Source organism: Providencia zhijiangensis (assembly GCF_030315915.2).
Taxonomy (GTDB): domain Bacteria; phylum Pseudomonadota; class Gammaproteobacteria; order Enterobacterales; family Enterobacteriaceae; genus Providencia; species Providencia zhijiangensis.
The window spans coordinates 1,431,723-1,452,532 of sequence record NZ_CP135990.1; the positions used below are offsets into that span (position 1 = coordinate 1,431,723).

Annotated in this window: 18 protein-coding genes; 8 read left to right on the forward strand and 10 right to left on the reverse strand. The window is 43.2% G+C overall.

The annotated features are described in order from the left end of the window. Nucleotides 1-325: 325 nt before the first annotated feature. Complete coding sequence (cutA, locus tag QS795_RS06465; protein ID WP_154604139.1) at nt 326-673, reverse strand: divalent-cation tolerance protein CutA; 348 nt, start codon at nt 671-673, stop codon at nt 326-328. A 697-nt stretch (nt 674-1,370) separates the two neighbouring features. Between cutA and QS795_RS06470 the strand changes: the two genes are divergently transcribed. Both QS795_RS06470 and QS795_RS06475 read left to right on the forward strand, forming a co-directional pair. Next, entirely contained in the window at nt 1,371-2,843 is a 1,473-nt protein-coding gene (locus tag QS795_RS06470) for an anion permease (protein WP_036951333.1), read from the forward strand. A 274-nt stretch (nt 2,844-3,117) separates the two neighbouring features. After that, nucleotides 3,118-3,438: a hypothetical protein gene (locus QS795_RS06475; protein ID WP_154604137.1), complete on the forward strand. Its 321-nt coding sequence runs from the start codon at nt 3,118-3,120 to the stop codon at nt 3,436-3,438. Between the two features lie 105 nt (nt 3,439-3,543). Here QS795_RS06475 and QS795_RS06480 read toward each other — a convergent pair whose 3' ends face one another. Further along, entirely contained in the window at nt 3,544-4,635 is a 1,092-nt protein-coding gene (locus QS795_RS06480) for an NADH:flavin oxidoreductase/NADH oxidase (RefSeq protein ID WP_286269357.1), read from the reverse strand. 608 nt (nt 4,636-5,243) lie between these two features. Here QS795_RS06480 and QS795_RS06485 point away from each other — a divergent pair. The 4 genes from QS795_RS06485 (at nt 5,244) to QS795_RS06500 (ending at nt 9,905) form a co-directional block, all read left to right on the forward strand. Then, nucleotides 5,244-6,560, forward strand: a complete 1,317-nt coding sequence (locus QS795_RS06485; RefSeq protein WP_318627089.1) for a CitMHS family transporter — start codon at nt 5,244-5,246, stop codon at nt 6,558-6,560. 463 nt (nt 6,561-7,023) lie between these two features. Continuing rightward, the gene (locus QS795_RS06490; RefSeq protein WP_286269361.1) at nt 7,024-7,845 is read left to right on the forward strand and encodes a VanW family protein; all 822 of its coding nucleotides are present in this window, start codon (nt 7,024-7,026) and stop codon (nt 7,843-7,845) included. 219 nt (nt 7,846-8,064) lie between these two features. Continuing rightward, nucleotides 8,065-8,775, forward strand: coding sequence for an RNA ligase family protein (locus tag QS795_RS06495; RefSeq protein ID WP_211885260.1), 711 nt, complete (start codon nt 8,065-8,067; stop codon nt 8,773-8,775). Then, entirely contained in the window at nt 8,772-9,905 is a 1,134-nt protein-coding gene (locus QS795_RS06500; RefSeq protein ID WP_286269362.1) for an AAA family ATPase, read from the forward strand. Before QS795_RS06495 ends, QS795_RS06500 begins: the two co-directional genes overlap by 4 nt. Nucleotides 9,906-9,953: 48 nt before the next feature. Here QS795_RS06500 and QS795_RS06505 read toward each other — a convergent pair whose 3' ends face one another. The 8 genes from QS795_RS06505 to citC form a co-directional block, all read right to left on the reverse strand. Then, nucleotides 9,954-11,009 (reverse strand): 4-oxalomesaconate tautomerase, encoded by a 1,056-nt coding sequence (locus QS795_RS06505; protein WP_318627092.1) that lies wholly within the window; start codon nt 11,007-11,009, stop codon nt 9,954-9,956. 82 nt (nt 11,010-11,091) lie between these two features. Further along, complete coding sequence (locus QS795_RS06510; protein WP_036951311.1) at nt 11,092-12,525, reverse strand: anion permease; 1,434 nt, start codon at nt 12,523-12,525, stop codon at nt 11,092-11,094. Nucleotides 12,526-12,793: 268 nt separating this feature from the next. Further along, a complete protein-coding gene (gene citG / locus QS795_RS06515; protein WP_154639172.1) occupies nt 12,794-13,687 on the reverse strand; it encodes a triphosphoribosyl-dephospho-CoA synthase CitG in 894 nt (297 codons plus the stop codon). Then, nucleotides 13,668-14,213, reverse strand: coding sequence for a citrate lyase holo-[acyl-carrier protein] synthase (gene citX, locus QS795_RS06520; RefSeq protein ID WP_181478433.1), 546 nt, complete (start codon nt 14,211-14,213; stop codon nt 13,668-13,670). Before citX ends, citG begins: the two co-directional genes overlap by 20 nt. A 3-nt stretch (nt 14,214-14,216) precedes the next feature. Next, nucleotides 14,217-15,743: a citrate lyase subunit alpha gene (gene citF / locus QS795_RS06525; protein WP_154604125.1), complete on the reverse strand. Its 1,527-nt coding sequence runs from the start codon at nt 15,741-15,743 to the stop codon at nt 14,217-14,219. Between the two features lie 11 nt (nt 15,744-15,754). Continuing rightward, nucleotides 15,755-16,651: a citrate (pro-3S)-lyase subunit beta gene (citE, locus tag QS795_RS06530; RefSeq protein WP_154604124.1), complete on the reverse strand. Its 897-nt coding sequence runs from the start codon at nt 16,649-16,651 to the stop codon at nt 15,755-15,757. Beyond that, entirely contained in the window at nt 16,651-16,947 is a 297-nt protein-coding gene (gene citD / locus QS795_RS06535; RefSeq protein WP_036951301.1) for a citrate lyase acyl carrier protein, read from the reverse strand. Before citD ends, citE begins: the two co-directional genes overlap by 1 nt. A gap of 18 nt (nt 16,948-16,965) precedes the next feature. Beyond that, nucleotides 16,966-18,018, reverse strand: a complete 1,053-nt coding sequence (gene citC, locus QS795_RS06540) for a [citrate (pro-3S)-lyase] ligase (RefSeq protein ID WP_181478437.1) — start codon at nt 18,016-18,018, stop codon at nt 16,966-16,968. A 371-nt stretch (nt 18,019-18,389) separates the two neighbouring features. On the opposite strand from citC, the gene dpiB reads away from it, so the two are divergent. Beyond that, nucleotides 18,390-20,027: a sensor histidine kinase DpiB gene (gene dpiB, locus QS795_RS06545; RefSeq protein ID WP_286269368.1), complete on the forward strand. Its 1,638-nt coding sequence runs from the start codon at nt 18,390-18,392 to the stop codon at nt 20,025-20,027. Beyond that, complete coding sequence (dpiA, locus tag QS795_RS06550; protein WP_154604121.1) at nt 20,020-20,700, forward strand: two-component response regulator DpiA; 681 nt, start codon at nt 20,020-20,022, stop codon at nt 20,698-20,700. The genes dpiB and dpiA overlap by 8 nt, the downstream gene beginning before the upstream one ends. The last annotated feature ends 110 nt before the right edge of the window (nt 20,701-20,810 follow it).

Sequence of the window (20,810 nt, forward strand, 5' to 3'; positions counted from 1 at the left end):
GGGAAATGAGCCATGACGCTTGGAGTGAATAGGGCAAGGCAAGTATTCGAAATAAGATATAAAACAGATTTATACTTTTTATTTAATAAAGGGTAGAGTATTGAATTGAAAGGTGCATATTTAGATGTGTAATCTGAAGTTTAACGCTATTGGTGTCAATCTGACAAAAAAATCCTCCAAACGAAGGAGGAAAATAAATATTAAGCGAGACTACTTATATAACACTAATTTTGTATTTACCAAAGCTGACCAGCTAATAAAAATGATCATAATTTGCCATATGAAAAAGGAATATAAACCGAAAATAATATGGCAAGTATGAATATTAACGGACAGAATTAACCAGCCACTGTAAATAATTATCTTCAACTTGGTTCGGGTCTAACCGAATTAATTCAGGGATTTCATAGGGATGAATTTCCTTGATAGCATCAAATAACGCTTGTTGATTACCAATCGTACTTTTTATCAGTAATAGAATTTCATTATCTTCCGTCACATTTCCTTTCCACAAATAGACTGATTTCATTTCTGGTAATAATGAAACACAGGCAGCAAGGTGGTTATTCAACAGGTATTGTGCAATTTTTATCGCGCTTTCTTGGCTATTAGTTGTGCTTAAAACGATACAAGGTTGTTGTTGGCTCTTATAATGATTATCGTCAAATGTCATTTCAATCTCCTTTATTTAAAGGGCTTATTTAAATGAGTAGTCTGATTCATTCTAGCTTAGCTGCCCATAAGAAAACGTAGCCACATAATGATACAAATAGAGAAGTACGTTATTAATGTGGAGGTGATTATTACTTATAACGATTATCTTATTGGGTAATGAATTGGCTGCCCATGAGATAACAATATATTTACTCTAATAGCTTAAGGCTTGAGCTAAATAATTTCATTAATCAATTAGCCTGTTTGATTTTTATTCGCTCTAATAAACTAAAGTAAATCTATTTACAAGGTGCTTTATTGCTATTCTTGATTAATTATGAGTAATTCGATTCAGCATTAAGTTTTAGATAGGTAAATATCAATAATTATTGAATTTTTGTATATTAATTGAGTTTTGGGAAATATTTTAATATTTAATCGCTTTAATCCGATGGAAGAGTTAGTGACGTTTTTACGTATAAATGCTACTCGTTTTTATTTTGCAGCCACTTTTAACTCACTTTAAGGGAGTGTGACTGCTTGTGAATTTCAATTACATTTTGTTACATAATGGCTTGAAATTCATATGAAACTCAGTAACCAAATGATAACGATCAATATTTTCAAATGATTATTTGCTAACATCAACTGAGAATAAAAAAACATATATTGCACTTTCTCTGTCATTCCATCTCAAAAACTGTATGGATACCCTTATGAATAAACTGACTCCGTTAAAACCGATACCCACCTTAATCGCCGTAGCGATTACGTTAATTATCTGGTTTGCTATTCCTGTTCCTGAAGGTGTTAATCCGAATGCATGGCATTTATTAGCCCTGTTTGTCGGAACTATCGCCGCGATTATCGGTAAAGCATTACCAATTGGTGGTGTTTCTATTGTTGCTATTTCATTGGTGGCCGCGACAGGCGTCACTAATCCAGAATCGACGAAAGGCGCGATTGCAGATGCATTAAGTGGTTTTTCCAATGACCTGATTTGGCTGATTGGTATTTCCATCATGGTCTCCATGAGCTTGAATAAAACGGGGCTGGGAGCGCGTATTGGTTATTACGTTATTTCTCTGTTTGGTAAAAAAACCATTGGGATTGCATACTCATTGGCTATTGCAGAAACCATTCTTGCACCGGTGACACCAAGTAACACCGCGCGAGGCGGGGGAATTATTCACCCGATTATGCGTTCGATTTCAGACAGTTTTGGATCTAAGGCGGAAGACGGCACTTCAGGGAAAATAGGGCGCTACCTCTCTTTAGTGAACTACAATATCAACCCAATTACCTCTGCGATGTTTATTACGGCAACAGCACCGAACCCATTGATTGTGAGCTTAATTGTCAGTGAAGCGGGTAAAGGCAATGAGCTAACTTGGGGAATGTGGGCGATTGCGGCATTCGTACCGGCGATTGTCTCTTTGATTTTAATGCCACTGGTTATTTACTTCATGTATAAGCCAGAAATTACTTCTACACCGGATGCGCCTAATTTCGCCAAAGAGCGTTTACAACAATTAGGACCCATTTCACTGCCAGAAATGATCACTTTAGGGGTTTTCATCCTGTTATTAATGATGTGGGCAGGGGTTCCTGAAATGCTGTTTGGCCCATCATTTAGCGTGAATGCGACGACGGCAGCCTTTATTGGTCTGAGCGTATTATTGGGCACTGGGGTGATTAACTGGGATGATGTCCTGAAAAATAAAGGGGCATGGGATACCGTTGTTTGGTTTGCCGCACTGGTAATGATGGCAAGCTTCTTAGGTAAATTAGGTCTGATTAAGTGGATGTCTGTCACAGTGGGAAGCTCCATTGATAGCATGGGAATTAGTTGGGTTTGGGGTACTTTAATTTTGGTGCTTATCTATGTTTACTCCCACTATTTCTTCGCCAGTACAACCGCCCATATTACTGCAATGTTCGGGGCTTTCTTTGCGGCAGGTCTCGCATTAGGTGCACCGCCAATGCTGTTAGGTTTAACCTTAGCATTCTCCTCATCCTTAATGATGTCATTAACTCACTACGGCACGGGTACAGCACCGATTATCTTCGGTTCGGGCTATGCCACACTGGGCGAATGGTGGAAAGCAGGCTTTGTGATGAGTGTGGTTAACTTAATTATTTGGATCAGTTTAGGGAGTATTTGGTGGAAATTCCTGGGTTACTGGTAATGCCATTGAAGATTAACTAAAAATACTTATTCATCAAAAGCCGGAATTATCTTCCGGCTTTTTTATCCTCTATAGACTGTGAGTGAAATTATATTTTACTGGGCGAAAAATCATAAAATTTAAATCTTAAATTAGTGAATTCATTGAGATAAATAGGGCAATTAAATATTCAATGGAAACAAGCTTTTTTAATTTAAAGCAGCTATGATTAATACTAAGGCATGTTGTAGGGTTTTAATGTAATCCGATATAAACAAAGATAAATAGGTTAAAAATGAAAAAGACAGTATTAGTATTGGGTATGGCGGGTATGATGGCATTGTTGTCAGCGTGTTCAGACGAGAAAAAAGAGATTGCAGAGTATCGTTCTGAGTTCGTAAACAACTGTGTAAAAGCAGCAGGCGAATCTGATGCAGAAACCGCACAAGCTATTAGCGCAATCTGTGGCTGCGCTTACGATAAAACTGTTGAAAAATATGGTTTAAAAGAATTTAAACGTTTAGACAGCGAACTGCAAAAATCACCTGCTGCTGCGCCTGAATTCCAACAAACTATGATTTCATTTGTTCAAGAGTGTGCGACTAACGCGCGTTAATTGAATAGCTTTAGTCATTGTTAAATAAAGCCACGGTGATGAAAAATCCCGTGGCTTTGCTGTTTTTAGGACTGGTTTTTAAATCAACGCTTATTTAAAGCTACTTTATTTAAATAACTGCTTAAATTGATGCGGAGCACAGCGTAAATATTGTGGTGCTACATTAATTTGTTCATTGAGAACACTGGCGGCACGCCATGGCCAGCGCGGTTCGTATAAAATACCGCGACCAATCGCAATAAAGTCAGCTTGCCCAGTCGCAATAATCGCTTCTGCTTGATGAGGCTCGGTGATCAGTCCTACAGCAATCACTGGCATATCGGTATGTTCGTGAATCGCTTGTGCCAGTGGCACTTGGTAATTTGGACTAACAGGGATCTGCTGCTTGTCTGACAATCCACCGGAAGAAACGTGGATATAATCGCACCCTAATTCTTCTAGCACTTCTGTGAGTTCAATAGATTGTGTCAAATCCCAGCCTCCAGCGACCCAATCTGTCGCTGAAATACGGATACCGATAGCAATATTTGGACTGACTGCCGCACGCACTTTACGAAATACATCCACTAAAAATCGAGTACGGTTAGCAAAACTGCCACCATATTCATCTTGTCGCTGATTGGCGATAGGAGATAGGAATTCATGCAGTAAATAGCCATGAGCTGCATGAATTTCAATTAAATCAAAACCCGCTTGCTCAGCGCGTTTTGCGGAATCTACAAACTGTTGGGTGATTTCGTGGATCTCATTCACAGTGAGAGCCTTCGGTGGATAGCTGTCACCAAAAGGCAGGGCGGATGGCGCTACAGTTTGCCAACCATACTGATCTTCTGGTGCTAAGTTTTGTCCACCTTCCCACGGTAGTGCGCAGGATGCTTTTCTGCCTGCATGGGCAATTTGAATCCCTAATTTTGCATTGGCAAAACTCTTGATGTTCGTTAACAAGGTTTTAAACGCCTGCATCTGAGCGTCATTCCATAAACCTAAATCTTGGTAAGTAATTCGCCCATCGGGGTTTACAGCACTCGCTTCGACAATCACAAGGGAGGCGCCGGATAAGGCCAGGTTCATATAATGAGCCTGATGCCAAGGACTGATGAGACCTTCATGTGCGGAATATTGGCACATAGGTGGCACAATAATGCGGTTAGTTAGCTGAACTTGACCTAAGTTAGCCGGTGAAAATAGGTAACTCATTCCTTTTTCCTTATAACGAAACTTAAGATAATTCTGACAGTATACAAAAAACGGAAGAGCATTCTTGTGATAAAGCGGCAAATTTAGGTATTCAAAAAAATTTTTCGTTATAAGCAAGCTGAAAAAGCAATAACGCGAAGATAATTTTGAGGAAAAGAATAAAAAGTATAAATCTCTGCTTGCTATTTTTTATTATGAATAAAAATACGAGGGATAGAATATAGATATATAGCAATGTGCCATTTCAAATCATGATAAATACTCGATTAGTGTATCTCTCTTTGTTAACTCCATGATAAATCAAGAGAGATAAACTTAATTCGGTTTTATGGTTTTTATGGTGCTAATAGGTTTTCACTCTGAGTTTCTATTCTATTCAATGATTTTATTTACCTTGAAATCAATATTGCCGCCGCAAAAAAATAATTTTCATCTTGCAACCTATATAGGGGCTTTATATAAGCAATGATTAACCATGAGTAATATTAGTTTTATGTAAAAAGAGCCATGGAGATGAAAATAAAATTACAACTGTAAAAGTGTAGCTGCTTTATTTTCAACAACGTGTATTAGCCTGTGAAAATATAATTCTAAAAAGGAAGGTCAATGTGTTAACAATTATTGGTATTTTAATCATCGTGACAATCGTCACTTTACTGATGATGGGTAAAGCTAGCCCAATTATTGCAATGTCTTGTATTCCTTTTATTGGTGCACTGCTAGCGGGATATTCTGTTGGTGAAATCTCGGTCTTCTTCGAAAGCGGCATTAATAAAGTAGCAAAAGTGGCAGCAATGTTTTTGTTTGCCATTTTGTTCTTCAGCATGATGAAGGACTTACATATTTTTGACCCACTGATCCGCATGATGGTCAAAATGACCCGTGGTAATGTGATTATCGTTTGTATTATGACCACGTTGATAGCGGGGGTGGTGCACTTAGATGGCTCCGGCGCTGCAACGTTTTTAATCATTATTCCGGCATTATTACCGCTATATCGACAATTAGGTATGAGCCCATACCTTATGTTGCTGCTGATGTGCGCAAGTATGGGGATCATGAATATGGTGCCGTGGGGCGGGCCACTAGGTCGTGCGTCAGCGGTAACAGGCATTGATGCCTCTACACTATGGCAAGGCTTAATTCCCGTACAATTGATTGGTATGGGTGGCGCTGTGGTATTTGCCATCATTATGGGAATGCGTGAAAAGCGCCGTATTGCTGCGGCCTCATTAAATGGCACTACACCGTATCAGATGGATTCACTGTTAGGTGAGAGTGAGCAAATCGCAGATGTGGTTGATACTATCCATAAACCTAAAAAGCCATTAATCAATGGTGGATTGATTGTCGGGGCGATTATCTGTTTAGCATTCGGGCTACTTTCAGCACCATATGTGTTTATGATTGCGCTTTCTTTAGCGTTATTAATTAACTATCCAAATCCAAGAGAGCAGATGAAAGTAGTTTCCCTGCACGCCCCACAGGCATTAGGCATGGTGGCAATTATTCTTGCTGCGGGCGCGTTTTTAGGTATTTTATCCGACGGTGGAATGTTGAAATCCATTGCGATGGATCTGACATCAATTCTGCCAACGGAATGGGTATCAAAAATTCATATTTTTGTGGGTATCCTCGGCGTACCTATGGATATTTTCACCAGCACTGACGCTTACTATTTTGCATTGTTGCCGATTATTCAGCAGATTGCCGCGACGGCAGGGGTTGATCCTTCAGCGGTGGTGTACGCCATGGCGATTGGGAATAATGCTGGTACGTTTGTGAGCCCGTTCTCACCGGCAGCGTGGCTGGCGATGGGGCTGGCGGGGATTGATATGGGGCGTCATTTGCGGTATTCGTTCGGGTGGATTTGGTTATTTAGCTTTTTCACGCTAGCCGTCGGGGGGGTTTTAGGTCTCTATTGATCTGCTCGTCGTCTTTTGCGCTGTAGCGGTGTTGGCTGCGCTTGCTACCCCTAGTCACATACTTATGTATGCTCCTAGGGATTAGCTGCACTTGCCGCCTTGCTACAGCACAAAATCCATAGAGCCAATGTTTAGAAGTTGAATTGCTCGTTGTCTTTTGCGCTGTAGCGGTGTTGGCTTCGCTTACTAACCCTAGTCACATACTTATGTATGCTCCTAGGGTTTTTCTTTTTTGCCGCCTAGTTACGGCACAAAATCCATAGAGCCAATGTTTGGGGAAACTAAGGAAAAACCTAAAATCTGGAATCTGGAATCTGGAAAGATAGAAGATAGGGAAAATAAACAGAAAACAGTGGGAGAAAATAGTTGCTAAGTGGAACATTAATTATCGGACAGTGACTATATTGATGATGAGGGAATTATGTGAAGATACCTTTATTATCTGAAACCTATAAGGCTCGACATGCGCAGACCACTTTCTTCCTATCATCCTATTTTGTATTGGCTGCGCGTGAATCAAAAACGTCTACTTAGACGCTGGCATTGGGCATTTTCAGGGCGCAAATATACCCGCAATTTAGCGGAGCAACCGCTAGAATACCGTTACCATAAACACACATCACGGCTGATCCGCAAGCTGGGTCAATCAGACCTTCGGCTACAACATAACAAAGTGATAAACCTAGGAATTGCGATTGAAACGATGAATGGCGTCACTATCGCGCCGGGGGAATACTTCTCGTTTTGCCGCCTTGTGGGAAAACCCACAGCCAAACGTGGATTTGTGGAGGGTATGGAACTTTCTTACGGAGAAGCTCGAAGCGGGATTGGCGGAGGAATTTGCCAGCTCAGTAATTTAATCCACTGGATGGTACTGCATTCTCCATTGCAAGTAGTAGAGCGAGCCAACCACAGTTTTGACCCATTTCCTGATGAAGGGCGAGTACTGCCATTTGGGTCGGGTGCCGCTATCTTCTATAACTATATCGACCTTGTACTGTATAACCCAACCCAAGCAACATTTCAGTTAGTGTTTAAAATTGGCGAACATCAAATTGAAGGGGAGCTATTGTGCTCAGAACCCCGTAAAAATAAATACCATATTTACCAACAGAACCATAAGTTTGTTCGAGAAGGCGGCGTAATTTATCGCCATAATGAAATTTGGCAGCAAATCACCACCAAAGGGCAAGAGCCACTTACGCTCAGCGACCGCTGTTTATACCGCAATAAAGTGGTTGTGAAATACCCATTGGATGAATCTCAATTGAGTGATGTGGGTTAATACGAGCATAATTAGGAATATGTTACTGGCTTTTACCTAATTAGTTCGTTTAGAATCCCCTCAACTAAGTTATTTCTTGCTGTTTTTCTGATAAAACACCCAAAATGAGGCCGTCTCGCGGACTAGATATGTAATACCGACACTTGATTTCTCAATTATCGCAGAGGCAAATCTTGCACAAGATTTGTTGTGTTTTGTTATTTCTGTAGAGAAAGCATAATGAATATGCAATCAAGGAAGTATGGTAGAACGTATCACTATCCGTTCTCACCTGGCACCACCAGCGACGATCGTATTAATAGCGATTGGTGGGCGCACATCCAAAATATTGAACAACTGGTTCATACTGAAAAACTCGATGGTGAAAATAATTGCCTGAATCGTCACGGCGTATTTGCTCGTTCCCATGGCGCTCCGACTCAGTCGGCATGGTCGCAGCAAATCCGTCAACGTTGGCAATTAATTAAAGACGATCTGGGTGATATCGAATTGTTTGGCGAAAATCTGTATGCCGTGCACTCCATCGAATATCAACATATCGAAGATTATTTTTACGTGTTCGCGGTGCGACAAGGGGATTATTGGCTCAGTTGGGATGAAGTGAAGTTTTACGCCTCACTGTTTGATTTTCCGACCGTACCAGAGCTTCATTTGGCTATTGACAAAACCCTCACAGCCCAGCAATACAGCAGCGGATTAATCGCTGCGGCAGGGGAAGATAGCCAATTTATTGCACGAGATACCCACACCGGAAAACCGTGCAGCATGGAAGGCATTGTAACGCGCAATCGCCAAGGTTTTGCCGTGGATGATTTTATGCAGCACGTTTTTAAATATGTGCGCAAAAACCATGTCAAAACCGATATCCACTGGAAGCGAAATTGGCAGCGTGCGAAATTAGCGTTTGAGATGCAAGGAGGTGACCAATGAGTTGGCAACTGACAAAACAGCGTGAATGGTTGCAACTTGCTGATCAGTTTGAATTTGTGCGTGATATGCACGGCGTTCCCCAAGATGCGCTGCACCATGCGGAAGGGGATGTGGCCATTCATACCCAAATGGTATTAGCGGCGCTGGAGGCGTTACCGGAATATCAGCAATTGCCCGAAGCGCAGCAGCAGATTGTCTGGACAGCGGCGCTCTTGCATGATGTGGAAAAACGCAGCACCACTCGAGAAGAAGAGGGGCGTATTCGCTCACCGGGGCATGCAAAAAAAGGCGAGTTATCCGCTCGCAACATTCTGTTTCGTGAAGTGGAAACTCCATTTGCTATCCGCGAACAAATTGCCGCATTAGTGCGCTTTCACGGCTTACCGTTATGGTTGATGGATAAGCCGGACTCAGAGCGAGCCTTATACGCCGCCTCATTACGGGTCGAAATGTCCTTGCTGTGTATGTTAGCGAAAGCAGATGCTATCGGGCGTGAATGCGAAGACAAAGCGGACTTATTAGCGCGCATCGAGCTATTTGAACTGTTTTGCCGTGAACATGATTGTTGGGATCAGCCGAAAGCTTTCGCCTCATTGGCGGGGCGTTTTCACTATTTCCACACTCAACGCGGCACACCGGATTATCAACCGTTTGATGAAGACGGTAGCGAAGTGATTATGCTGTGTGGCTTGCCGGGAATGGGGAAAGACCATTTTATTCAACGGCATTACCCGCAAACGCCGATGGTATGTTTGGATGAAATTCGCCGAATGCATAAAATCAGCCCAGCGGATAAAAATGCCCAAGGTTGGGTCGCGCAGCAAGCGAAAGAGCAGGCGAAAGTCTATTTGCGTAGTAAACAAGATTTCATCTGGAATGCGACATCGCTAAGTGCCTCACTGCGTGAAAGCATGATCAGCCTATTTGCCCGCTACCAAGCTAAGGTGCATTTGATTTATCTGGAAGTGCCGTATAAGCAGTGGCAGCAGCAAAATCGCCAGCGCAAATATGCGGTACCGGAAAATGTGATGGAAAGAATGGCGGGGAAACTGGAAATACCGACCCCTGATGAAGCTCATCAAGTTTCCTATTTTATCAATGGTGAATTTTTGAGTGAGCTGGTGAAGTAAGTTTTATCATCCTGCCTCTGTCAAAGAGGCAGGACAATCAGTTCGCCATCAAGGCACAAAAACCTTCCCTTCAAATAATTTTCTAGCAGTACGAATAATCGAAGCTTGAATGCCTTCCGGTTTATCCGTTGGGTTACTTAGTGCTACCTCAAATTGACCACTGAGATGTTCAATGGCAATCTTCTGCATATCCACATCACCTTGCAGATAACGCTCGATAACGGTACCTGAAATCACGCAGCCGGTGGCAATAGCAATTGCACCCGTTACCGCTAATGCGCCATGGCATTTATGGGGCATAAAGTAGCGCACATTGATGGTGCCACCATCAATAGCAGGGGAGACGAGAATGGGTTTTGGGATCACTTTTTTGCTCACATCCCCTAACCCCATCATGGCACCAGCTTGTAGACGAATGTGCTCCAGTTTTTGCATAAACTCGCTATCGCCTTCAAGTTGCTCCGCCGTTTCATATCCCGTTTTATTAAGTTGTGGGGCATCGAGAAGTACCACGGGCGTTGCCATATCGAGGCAAGAGACTTCAACACCATCAATGATATCGACCACATTTCCGGTAGGGAACAATTTCCCTGTTTTGGTTCCACTGGCATTAAGAAAAGTTAAACCAACAGGGGCAGCCTGACCGGGAACACCCGCAATAGTTGCATTACCGTTATATTCCACTTGCCCATTAGGGGTTTGAATGGTGGCGTTGATAAAGGTATTGGTGTTGACGTTACGCACCCTGACGGTGGTCACATCTCCGGTGATAGGTACTAACCCTTTTTCTAACGAGAATGACCCGACCGCACACAGAATATTACCGCAGTTAGGGGCAGTATCGACGATGCGCTCAGTAATGGCGACTTGTGCAAAAAGGTAGTCAACATCCGCATCTGGGTGTGTCGATGGGCTAATAATAGCCACTTTACTGGTTTGCGGGCTACCTCCACCAATACCATCGATTTGTAAAGGATGACCGGAGCCCATAATCGCTAAGATCAGTTCATCACGTTGTTGAATGTCGGTCGGGAGATCATTCGCGAGGAGAAAGACACCTTTTGATGTGCCTCCGCGCATTAATGTACAAGGAATTTGTTTCATCACGCGTCCTTTTTGAACGCCTTACCGTAAGAAAAATGGAGTGCGTTATATTGCTCTCCATCTTTTTATGGGGTAAGGGCGATTAGATTAAACCCATATTGATAAGAATTTCCCACCAACCTAAACCAATAGTCATATGAACTAATAGGCTGAGGAACGCGATAATCCCACCAATGATCCACCAAGAACGAATATCGTTATAGCCTGCACCGAAGACGATTGGGGCTGCCGCGCCTCCGTAATGGGTTAAGCTGCCGCCGTAAGCGTTAGAGAACAGTAGACCCAGTGCTAACAGCATCGGCGGTGCACCTGCAACCATACCAACGGTGGCGAAAACAGGAACCATCGCCGCCACATAGGCACCACCAGAGGCGAACAGGTAGCGAATCGCGACACTGATAAACATGATGACAAAGAACGCTAACATCGCTTGGTCACCGAAGGAGAGGTGTTCGCTCATCACATCGGCTAACCATTTGAAGAAGCCTGCTTTGGTGAGCACGCCGGACATACCGATAATACCACCGTACCAAATCAGAGTGTTCCAGCCACCTTTGTTCTTCAGCACATCATCCCAAGTGACGACACCGAGGATCAGTGTTAATGCCATGACTGCAATGGCGACACTTGAAGCACTGACACCGATTTTATCTGCAAATATCCAGCCGGATAACGCCAGTACAAAGATAATGCTGAGCAGTTTTTCACGCACGGTCATCGGGCCTAAATCCGCTAACCCTTTTGCAGCGATCTCTTTGTTATTCACCTTTTTCAATTCAGGTGGATACAGTTTGTAGATAATTAGCGGAGTCAGGATCAACATGATTAAGCCCGGCACGGCAGCGGCTAATGCCCAACCACCCCAACTTAAATGGATACCCATAATGTCGGTCATCATCGCTAATGCTAGCGCGTTTGGTGCCATTGCCGTTAAGAACATATAGCTGGTGGTTTTGGTCACCATATACACGTTTACCAGCAAATAGTGACCCGCTTTACGGGGGCTTTTTTCAGGATCAGATCCTAATGCAACCGCCACACTGTTGATGATAGGGAAGACAATCCCACCAGCACGCGCGGTATTAGACGGCGTTGCTGGGGCGATAATCAAGTCAAGGATAGCGGTGACATAACCCAGTCCAAGAGTGGTGCCACCTAATTTTCCAATAAGAATATAGGAGAGGCGCTTACCCAAACCGGTTATGACGAACGCGGCACTCAAGGTGAACGCGGCGAAAACTAACCATGTTGTACCGGATGAGTAACCACTTAGAACTTCGCCAACTTTGACGTCTTTAGTGCCTGTTACACCGATGATCACTGCACTGGCAGCAATCGTGGCTAACAAGATCACAGGCTCGGAATAAGGTTTTAATACCAGCCCCACAATGGCGGCAAGGTATAAACCAAATAACAGCCATGCAATACTCGGTAGCCCGGCAGGCGTCGGTATTAAGGCAATGATTATTGGAATGGCTATTAAAACTAATAGCTTCCATATTTTATCTTTTTGCATAGGCTAATCCTTCAAGAATATAAACTTTAAATTTCTTAAATCACATAAAACGAATATCTAAAATGTGTGGAAACCTATTTCTGGATATAGCGGTATCTTGAATAGTGTTATTTTTTAATAAAACTATTGGTTAACGCTTATTAACAGAAATGTTATTAATGATTGAAAAGCAAAATCAGTTTTTATTTAAAAATTATTTTCTCTGGTTTTAATTAATCAATTTTGTGATGTTTGTTCCTTTGTTAATGAATATTTAAATTGCTTTTATTTATGAAGCTAAATAAGCATTCGCAGGTAATCGCGCAAAAAACCACGTTAGAATTAATAAATCTGCGCTGCCTCCGGGGCTTAAATTCTTTTCAATACACTGCAAGTCAAATTGTTGAACTTTGCTTAAATCCTGTTCGTCTTGAATTCCTTGCTGCAACAAGCTAGTTGCTTGCTGTTTTACCCACTGAAGTCCCGCCATGCCACCGCGATTGGCGATGTTGGTATCGTCATTGAGGCTCATCAGAAAAATCAGCGTATCGAGTAGGGCGATATCAGCCTGTTTACCCTCTGCCAGCTGTTTCAAGTAATGGGGCAGTGCATGGGCAATCACTAATTGATAACCTTGCTCTGCTTCCCCTCGGGCGCCGGTGAATCCATACTCTTGGAATAAACGTTGTCCTGCTGTTGGGTGTTCTGCGGGCTGTTGCAGCTCAGCGGTTAATCCTTGGCACATGCCAGAAACGACTTGGCTAATTGCGCTGGGCGTAACTCGTTGCTGTAACCCGAATAAACGCCCCACCGCAGTGAGCACTAAACCTAATGAAAAAATTGAGCCTTTGTGGGTGTTTACACCTTGGGTGGCACGAAACATCGCTTTTTCACAATCGATACCGATACCGCGAATTTGGCGAAGTAGCTGGTTAATCGGTAATTGATAATGTTCATAACCTGCATGCAAAAATAGCGGAAAGAATTTTGCAATCGCATTGGCACTTAAATGAAAATCGGTCAGTGCCATATCTTTATGGGCGCCAGTGTTGCATTTATCCACTAAACCCGGTTTAGGGGTTAAATTCACTTCCGCAAGCATCGCTTGCCAAGCCAATTGGCTGTAGTGATTCACCACGTCATCATTTAACGTACGTTCTTGGCTAATTTTTTGCTGGAGCATAGGCTAACTCCTCGATACGGCGCAAAATCTCTTCAAGGGAATGGCTGCGTTGGCGCGCGCACACCTTGGCTTCATTGTCACAAATCAAGCAGCGTCTAGTCGGTAAATTGAATTGGCTGCGAGAATATAAAACGCCATTTGCATCAAAAACATCAAAGTCCCAAAGTCGGCCGACGGGGGATAATTCTTCCGCTTCCATTAAGGCTTTTTTGACCTCAAGGGCATCGGCATTGACGGCGACTAAACATTCCGGTCCGGTAACGAAAGGGAATGATTGTTGTGATAAAAGTACCCACTGCCTGCATGAAGCAACTTGCTTAAGCGCATTTAAGCCTTGATTAAAAATGTCTCTGACCAGTTGATTGTCTTTAACCGGTCCCGGAAAAACGACAGTAAATGAAATCAAGGTTACCTGATGGAGACCAATCCACTCTTGCTGACGAGCCTGACGGGCATCACGGCTCGCCAGCAAGTCAGGTAAGGAAATGTCAAATTGCTCTTGGGTATCAGGCAGTGGGTAAAACATGTTCTATTCCTTCACTTGATGGACAACATCAATTACAGAACCGTCACGATAACGCACCACGGCCACCACTTTATCGGTAAATTCGATAGGGTTTGGTGTGCCCGTTAATAATTGGGCGCGTTCACGTAACCATTGAATAGAAACGGTTTTGATGCCTTGGCTTTCCAGCTGTTGCTTCAGCTCAGGGCGTGCTGGGTTAACGGCAATACCATGGTCAGTCACCAAAATATCGACGCTAGAACCCGGTGTAACGCAAGTCAGTACATCGTCCACCAACGTTGGGATACGACCGCGTACTAACGGCGCGACGATGATAGACAGTTTTGCCGCCACCGCCGTGTCACTATGCCCACCGGATGCGCCACGAATAACCCCATCGGAGCCGGTTAACACGTTGACATTAAAGCGAGTATCAATCTCTAAGGCACTGAGCACCACCACATCGAGCATATCCACCGAGGCGCCTTTAGAATCAAAGCAAGCATATTGGTTGGCACTGATTTCAATGTGATTTGGATTACGTGCGAGCGATTCTGCCGCTGCACGGTCAAAGCTTTGCACATCGAGTAACTTCTTAATTAAGCCTTTTTCATGAAGGTCTACGATGGTGGAGGTGATCCCACCTAACGCGAAGCCTGCATGAATATGATGACGGCGCATTTTATCCTCAAGGAAGCGAGTGACTGCCAGTGACGCCCCGCCAGTACCGGTTTGCAGTGAAAATCCTTCTTTGAAGAAGCCTGATTTTTCAATCACATCAGCGGCGGTACGTGCGATCAATAACTCACGCGGGTTGGAGGTCATGCGAGTGGCATCGGCACCAATTTTGTCGGCATCCCCCACACGTTTGACTTTGACAATGTAGTCCACTTCATCTTGCTTAATGCTCGATGGGTTATGTGGGTAAGGCAGAAACTCTTCGGTCAACATGACCACTTTTTTGGCATTTTCCGCGTCGATTTTGGCATAACCGAGTGAACCGCAGCTCGCGTTACCCGTGTATCCGTTCGCATTACCGTATTCGTCGCAAGACGGAACGCCGATAAATGCCACGTCGATTTTTAATTCGCCGCTGTGAACAAGGTTGGCACGTCCACCATGGGAGTGAACTTGTACAGGTTCCGCTAATTCGCCGCGAGAAATCGCTTCGGCTAATGGGCCACGTAAGCCAGAGGTGTAAATCTTAGTGACGACGCCATGGCGAATATGTTCAACCAGTGGCGAGTGGCAAGCGCTGAGTGAACTGGATGCCAAGGTGAGGTTGCGAAAGCCCATTTCGGCAATCACTTGCATCACCATATTGATGGTTAAGTCACCGCCACGGAAAGCGTGGTGGAAAGAGATGGTCATGCCATCTTTTAATCCTGAACGGCGGATAGCCACTTGCAGGTCATCACACAGTTTGCGGTTGCGTGGTTTTTGTACTTGCTGCTGAACTTTACCGATATCTTTGAATTCACGCAGTAATGCATCGTCTTTAGGTGCTAAGTAGGCTGATACGCGAGCCTGACGCAATGTATTGGTTGTCATAATATTCTGCCTCACTCTTCCCGAATGCCTGATAATGCCGCGCGTGATAACACTAAGCGGGCTCTTTCAATTACAGGGCTGTCTACCATTTTACCGTTGAGGGAAACGACGCCTTTGCCTTCTCGCTCTGCGGCATCAGCGGCATCTACCACACGCTGCGCATGGTCGACTTCTTTTTGGGTTGGGGCATACAAGTTATGCAGTAACTCAATTTGTCGTGGGTTAATTAATGATTTGCCATCAAAACCAAGCTGCTTAATGAGAGCGGCTTCTTTGAGGAAGCCTTCTTCATTGTTGGCGTCAGAGTAGACGGTATCAAAGGCTTGAATACCGGCAGAACGCGCAGCTTGTAAAATGGCGCACCGAGCATAGAGGAGTTCAATGCCTTCTGGAGACCGCTCGGTGCGCAAATTGCGGACATAGTCCTCGGCACCTAATGCGATGCCTATTAATCTTGGAGATGCGTGAGCAATATTTACGACTTGGGTGATCCCCATCGGGGATTCGATAGCCGCAAGTAACCCGGTGCTACCTTCTTCGCGCCCACAGCTTTTTTCAATGCGTAGAATTTCGTTTTCAATATCAATAATATCTTGTGCGGTATCGGTTTTCGGTAAGCGCACAATGTCGGCGCCACCGCGAACGACGGCTTCAAGGTCAGCAACTCCATAAGCAGAATCGAGGGCGTTAACGCGCACGATAGTTTCAATATCTTGATATAACGGGTGTTGCAGTGTGTGATACACCAAACGACGCGCCGTGTCTTTTTCTCGAATGGTGACAGAGTCTTCGAGGTCAAACATCAGGGCATCAGCTTTATAAATAAAGGAGTTACTGAGCATCGCTGCGTTGGAGCCTGGGACGAACAGCATACTTCTGCGAGTGCGGCTTTTTCTTTCCGGTGTCATTATTTATCCTCCCATGGCAGAGCATCGAGATCACAGGCGCGAGCCAGTAAGGCTTCGAGGCGAGCGCGTAGAACGCACTCCAATGCACCTTTGTCATCCACCACAATTTCAGCGCCTTGAATATCGTATTTTTCAATCATTTCAAGCACGATGGCATTGATGGCATCACCAAATTGTTTTTCAACACTGCTGGTGATCTGCAATGAGACCTCGAGAGTGTCTTCAAGAGGCTCGATTCGTACCATGACATCACTGGATTCGAGTGTGCCGGCAACTGCTGCGTGTAGTATCTTCATATTTCACCTATAACTAATTCAAGCTTGTAGTGCGGGAGTAGGCGACGGAGTCTGCGCTGCTAGCATCTCTTGTAAATAGTGATACGTAGCAGGGGGCACAATCGGCTTGATCGCCGCAAGATCTTTTTTAGCGAGCAGTTTTCGAACTTGCGAGGCGGAAACCGCCGTGCCGTCGATCACTGTCCGCGGGAATTCGACCAGTTCAATGGGTGGGAATGGCATTTCATCGGTTTCCAACCAGTAGCGCATGTCTTGGTTATATTGGTTAGTGACTTGGCAAAATGGCTCTGAGCCGACGAAACGATGGGTAATTCCCAGCGCCGGAGCAATATATTGGCGAAAAATCTTAATGTCGATTTCTGTATAACAGTTGTTGGCGACAGTAATGTCTTTAATAAAATAACAAGGGAATGTAGCCCGTGAAATAATATATTCCGAACCTTTATGAATGGTGAGGTTATTAATTCCTTTTGTACCTTCTTCAATTAATTTCAGGCGAACTTTATACGGAAAACGGGAGGTATCTTCTTTGACGACAAATAAATGTAGCCAATCACAATTTTTTGAGGCTTGCTCAATTAAGTAACGATGCCCCAATGTGAATGGGTTGGCATTCATCACGATAGCACCAATTTTTTTCCCCGCTTTATATTGAGCTTTTAAACTTTTAATATAGCGATTTAAATAGCAGCAGCTATTTTCCATTAAAACCATCACATTGGGTACAGTGGCGATAGTATGAAATCCGCACTGATGAAATAGCTCTTCATTTTGGTATTTGGTATAGATAAATAGGTGCGTGGTATTATTTTCATAAGCGAGGTTCACCAATTCAGTCGCTAATTTTAAGGCTAAACCTTCACCACGAACTTCATCGCTAATAGCAACGCATTTAATGACATTCTTCGCGAGACCACCACAGGCAATTAACTTTTCGTTACGTGTGATCGTAATAAAGACGTCAACGCTGGCATCAATGTCTAAATCATTCTCTTTTAAAAATTGAGTGATATCATTGAGTTTTCTGTTCTCATGACGTTTTACTTGGTTAAACGTTATGTTGTCGAACATAATGGTATCCTGCATCTCATTTAGAGATGTATTAAAAATGTTGCTAATGTTAAAGTTAATTAAATAAATATTTTTGGCTTGCCGTTAATTACCTAAGTTCTCAATTTTTATTTAATTATCCTTTTCAATATTCATATTAAATACCCTGCATATAATATATTTGACCTATTTCATGTTTCTAAAATGAGTTTGTATTTGTTTAATGGTTTTAATGTTTTTAATTAAGAGTTATGAACTTTACTCAGTGGTTTTAATGTGTTTAATTAATATTATGTGCATTACTAAGCGGACTACGTTATCTTTTATCTTCATTATTGGTATTTTAGCGTGTAACAATAATTTTACTTTTTAGCGAGTTATAGAGAGACGAGATGAAAACAGAGTTTTCACAGATCCCATTTAAAAAAGGGAATATTTTTTCATTCTCTGGAAGAGTCTTTCTTCTATTGTTACTGGCTTCAGTGTTATTGACGTTTGGATTAGGCAAATATTTTACGGATACCACAGAAAACCGCATGATGGCGAACATTCGCGTACTTGCCATGAGCCAAGCCAAAATGATCGCTTCATTGGATGGCATCGTCAGTACTGTAAAAGATAAAGATATTCCTAAGCTAAAAATTATTGCCGATAAGCTCAATCAAGATTCCAGTTATGACTATGTCGTTATTGGCGATGAACATTCCGTTCGTTTATATCATCCGAATAGTGAAAAGATTGGCTACCCAATGCAATGGAATAAACCAGGGGCGCTAGAAAATGGTGAAAGCTATTTTATTAAAGGCGAAGGCTCCATGGGGAATGCAGTACGTGCAAAAACACCTATCTTTGATGAGAACGGCAAAGTCATTGGCGTTGTTTCCATCGGTTATCTCACCACCAAAATAGATACTTCATTAGCTGAGGTATTTGTGCAAACGTCAGCAACATTTTTAGGGGTGTTGGTGATTTTGCTATTTCTCTCTTGGGCATTCGCCCGATTAATTCAACGGCAAATGCTCGGCATGGAACCCGAAGAAATAACCCAATTAGTGTTGGTACAAAAGGGGATTTTTGATGCGGTGTTTGAAGGCATTATTGCTGTTGACCGTTATGGGAAAATTATCAATATCAACCATAATGCCAGAAAAATGTTAGCGCTGAGTGAGTCGGCAAAACAGTTAATCGGTAAACCGATTTCTGATTATGTTTCTCCCGCAGGCTTTTTCACGAAAGAAATCGCGAAAAACCATCATGACATAGTTTGCGAATTCAATGGGTTGAATGTGATAGCTAGCCGAGTTGCTATTATGGATGGTGAGTTGCTGGCGGGAGCGGTGATCAGCTTCCGTAGCCAAAATGATATTGAATCCTTAAATGCGCAGCTTTCTCAAGTTCGCCAATATGTGGATAATTTGCGCACATTGCGCCACGAACATTTAAATTGGATCTCCACGTTAAGTGGTTTGCTGCAAATGAAAGAGTATGACCAAGCCTTAGCGTTAATTAAGGGGGAGTCGGAATCTCGGCAACAATTAATAGATTCCCTGCGCGAACAATTTGCAGATAAACAAGTGGCTGGGTTGTTATTTGGTAAATATCACCGTGCGCGAGAAATGGGGTTGCAGCTTATTTTTGTGCCGGGTTGCCAACTCCGTGAAGTACCTAATTCATTAAATAGCACGGAACTCTGTGCTGTATTAGGTAATTTATTAGATAATGCCTTCGAAGCCAGCTTAAAGAACGAAGCGGGTAATAAACAGGTAGAATTGTATATCTCAGATGAAAATAATGAGATTGTGATTGAAGTTGCTGATCAAGGATGTGGTTTTCCTCTTGAGCTGCAAGATAAATGGTTTGAACGCGGAACAACAACAAAAACGGATGCTGTCGATGGGCATGGGATAGGGCTATTTTTGGTGGCTTCCTATGTTAATCGATGTAATGGGGCGGTGATCATTGAAGATAATCAACCGTATGGTACTGTATTCTCTATTTTTATACCGAAAGTGAAGACGCAAAATGGCTAAGATAAAAATCCTCATTGTCGAAGATGAACTGCTCCTTGCAGAGATGCACGCGGAGTACATTAAAGCTTATCCTGCTTGTGACAAAGTCTGGCTTGCGGGCAATCTTGCAGAAGCAAGAAAAATGATTGAGTACATGAAGCCTGACTTGATTTTGTTGGATAACTATTTACCTGACGGGAAAGGGATTGATTTAGTTCATGAACTGCTTCAGGAACGCAATAGTGCAGATATTGTGTTCACCACCGCCGCCAGTGATATGGAGACAGTCTCTGAGGCGATTCGCCTCGGTGTGTTTGATTATTTGGTTAAGCCGATAGCCTATGAGCGTTTAGGGCAAACGTTAGATCGCTATATTCAGCGTAAAGCGGTTTTGCAGGGCGCCAATAAAACCAATCAAAGCCAGATTGATGACATGTTTAATACCTATGCCCGCGGTGAGAGTAAAGAAGAGTTACCGACGGGGATTGATGCGATTACGCTTGATAAGGTGCTCGCGTTATTTGCAGTACCCGATGCGGAATATACGGCAGAGACAATTGCAGAAACCATAAAATTAAGTCGCACCACCGCCCGTCGTTATTTAGAGTATTGTTTAGCCCAACGTAAAATTGAAGCGGAAATTGAGTACGGTAAAGTCGGGCGCCCGCAAAGGATATATCGGGGTAGTCATTAGTTGCTGTAGGTAGACGATTGAAGTCTGCGTGAAGATGTTTGCTCTGTGCCGTAGTATGGCACAGAGTTTAGTTTGATGGGCGGCTCAGTGCCAATAGCAGACACTATGAA

Coding starts and splice junctions, on each gene's coding strand:
- citF (WP_154604125.1), bottom strand. CDS start 15,743: ATGACAACCAATACATTGCGTCAGGCTCGCGTATCAGCCTACTTAGCA.
- QS795_RS06480 (WP_286269357.1), bottom strand. CDS start 4,635: ATGAGTTACCTATTTTCACCGGCTAACTTAGGTCAAGTTCAGCTAACT.
- dpiB (WP_286269368.1), top strand. CDS start 18,390: ATGAAAACAGAGTTTTCACAGATCCCATTTAAAAAAGGGAATATTTTT.
- QS795_RS06510 (WP_036951311.1), bottom strand. CDS start 12,525: ATGCAAAAAGATAAAATATGGAAGCTATTAGTTTTAATAGCCATTCCA.
- QS795_RS06500 (WP_286269362.1), top strand. CDS start 8,772: ATGAGTTGGCAACTGACAAAACAGCGTGAATGGTTGCAACTTGCTGAT.
- citX (WP_181478433.1), bottom strand. CDS start 14,213: ATGTTTTACCCACTGCCTGATACCCAAGAGCAATTTGACATTTCCTTA.
- citG (WP_154639172.1), bottom strand. CDS start 13,687: ATGCTCCAGCAAAAAATTAGCCAAGAACGTACGTTAAATGATGACGTG.
- dpiA (WP_154604121.1), top strand. CDS start 20,020: ATGGCTAAGATAAAAATCCTCATTGTCGAAGATGAACTGCTCCTTGCA.
- citD (WP_036951301.1), bottom strand. CDS start 16,947: ATGAAGATACTACACGCAGCAGTTGCCGGCACACTCGAATCCAGTGAT.
- QS795_RS06505 (WP_318627092.1), bottom strand. CDS start 11,009: ATGAAACAAATTCCTTGTACATTAATGCGCGGAGGCACATCAAAAGGT.
- QS795_RS06470 (WP_036951333.1), top strand. CDS start 1,371: ATGAATAAACTGACTCCGTTAAAACCGATACCCACCTTAATCGCCGTA.
- citC (WP_181478437.1), bottom strand. CDS start 18,018: ATGTTCGACAACATAACGTTTAACCAAGTAAAACGTCATGAGAACAGA.
- cutA (WP_154604139.1), bottom strand. CDS start 673: ATGACATTTGACGATAATCATTATAAGAGCCAACAACAACCTTGTATC.
- QS795_RS06495 (WP_211885260.1), top strand. CDS start 8,065: ATGAATATGCAATCAAGGAAGTATGGTAGAACGTATCACTATCCGTTC.
- citE (WP_154604124.1), bottom strand. CDS start 16,651: ATGACACCGGAAAGAAAAAGCCGCACTCGCAGAAGTATGCTGTTCGTC.
- QS795_RS06475 (WP_154604137.1), top strand. CDS start 3,118: ATGAAAAAGACAGTATTAGTATTGGGTATGGCGGGTATGATGGCATTG.
- QS795_RS06490 (WP_286269361.1), top strand. CDS start 7,024: ATGCGCAGACCACTTTCTTCCTATCATCCTATTTTGTATTGGCTGCGC.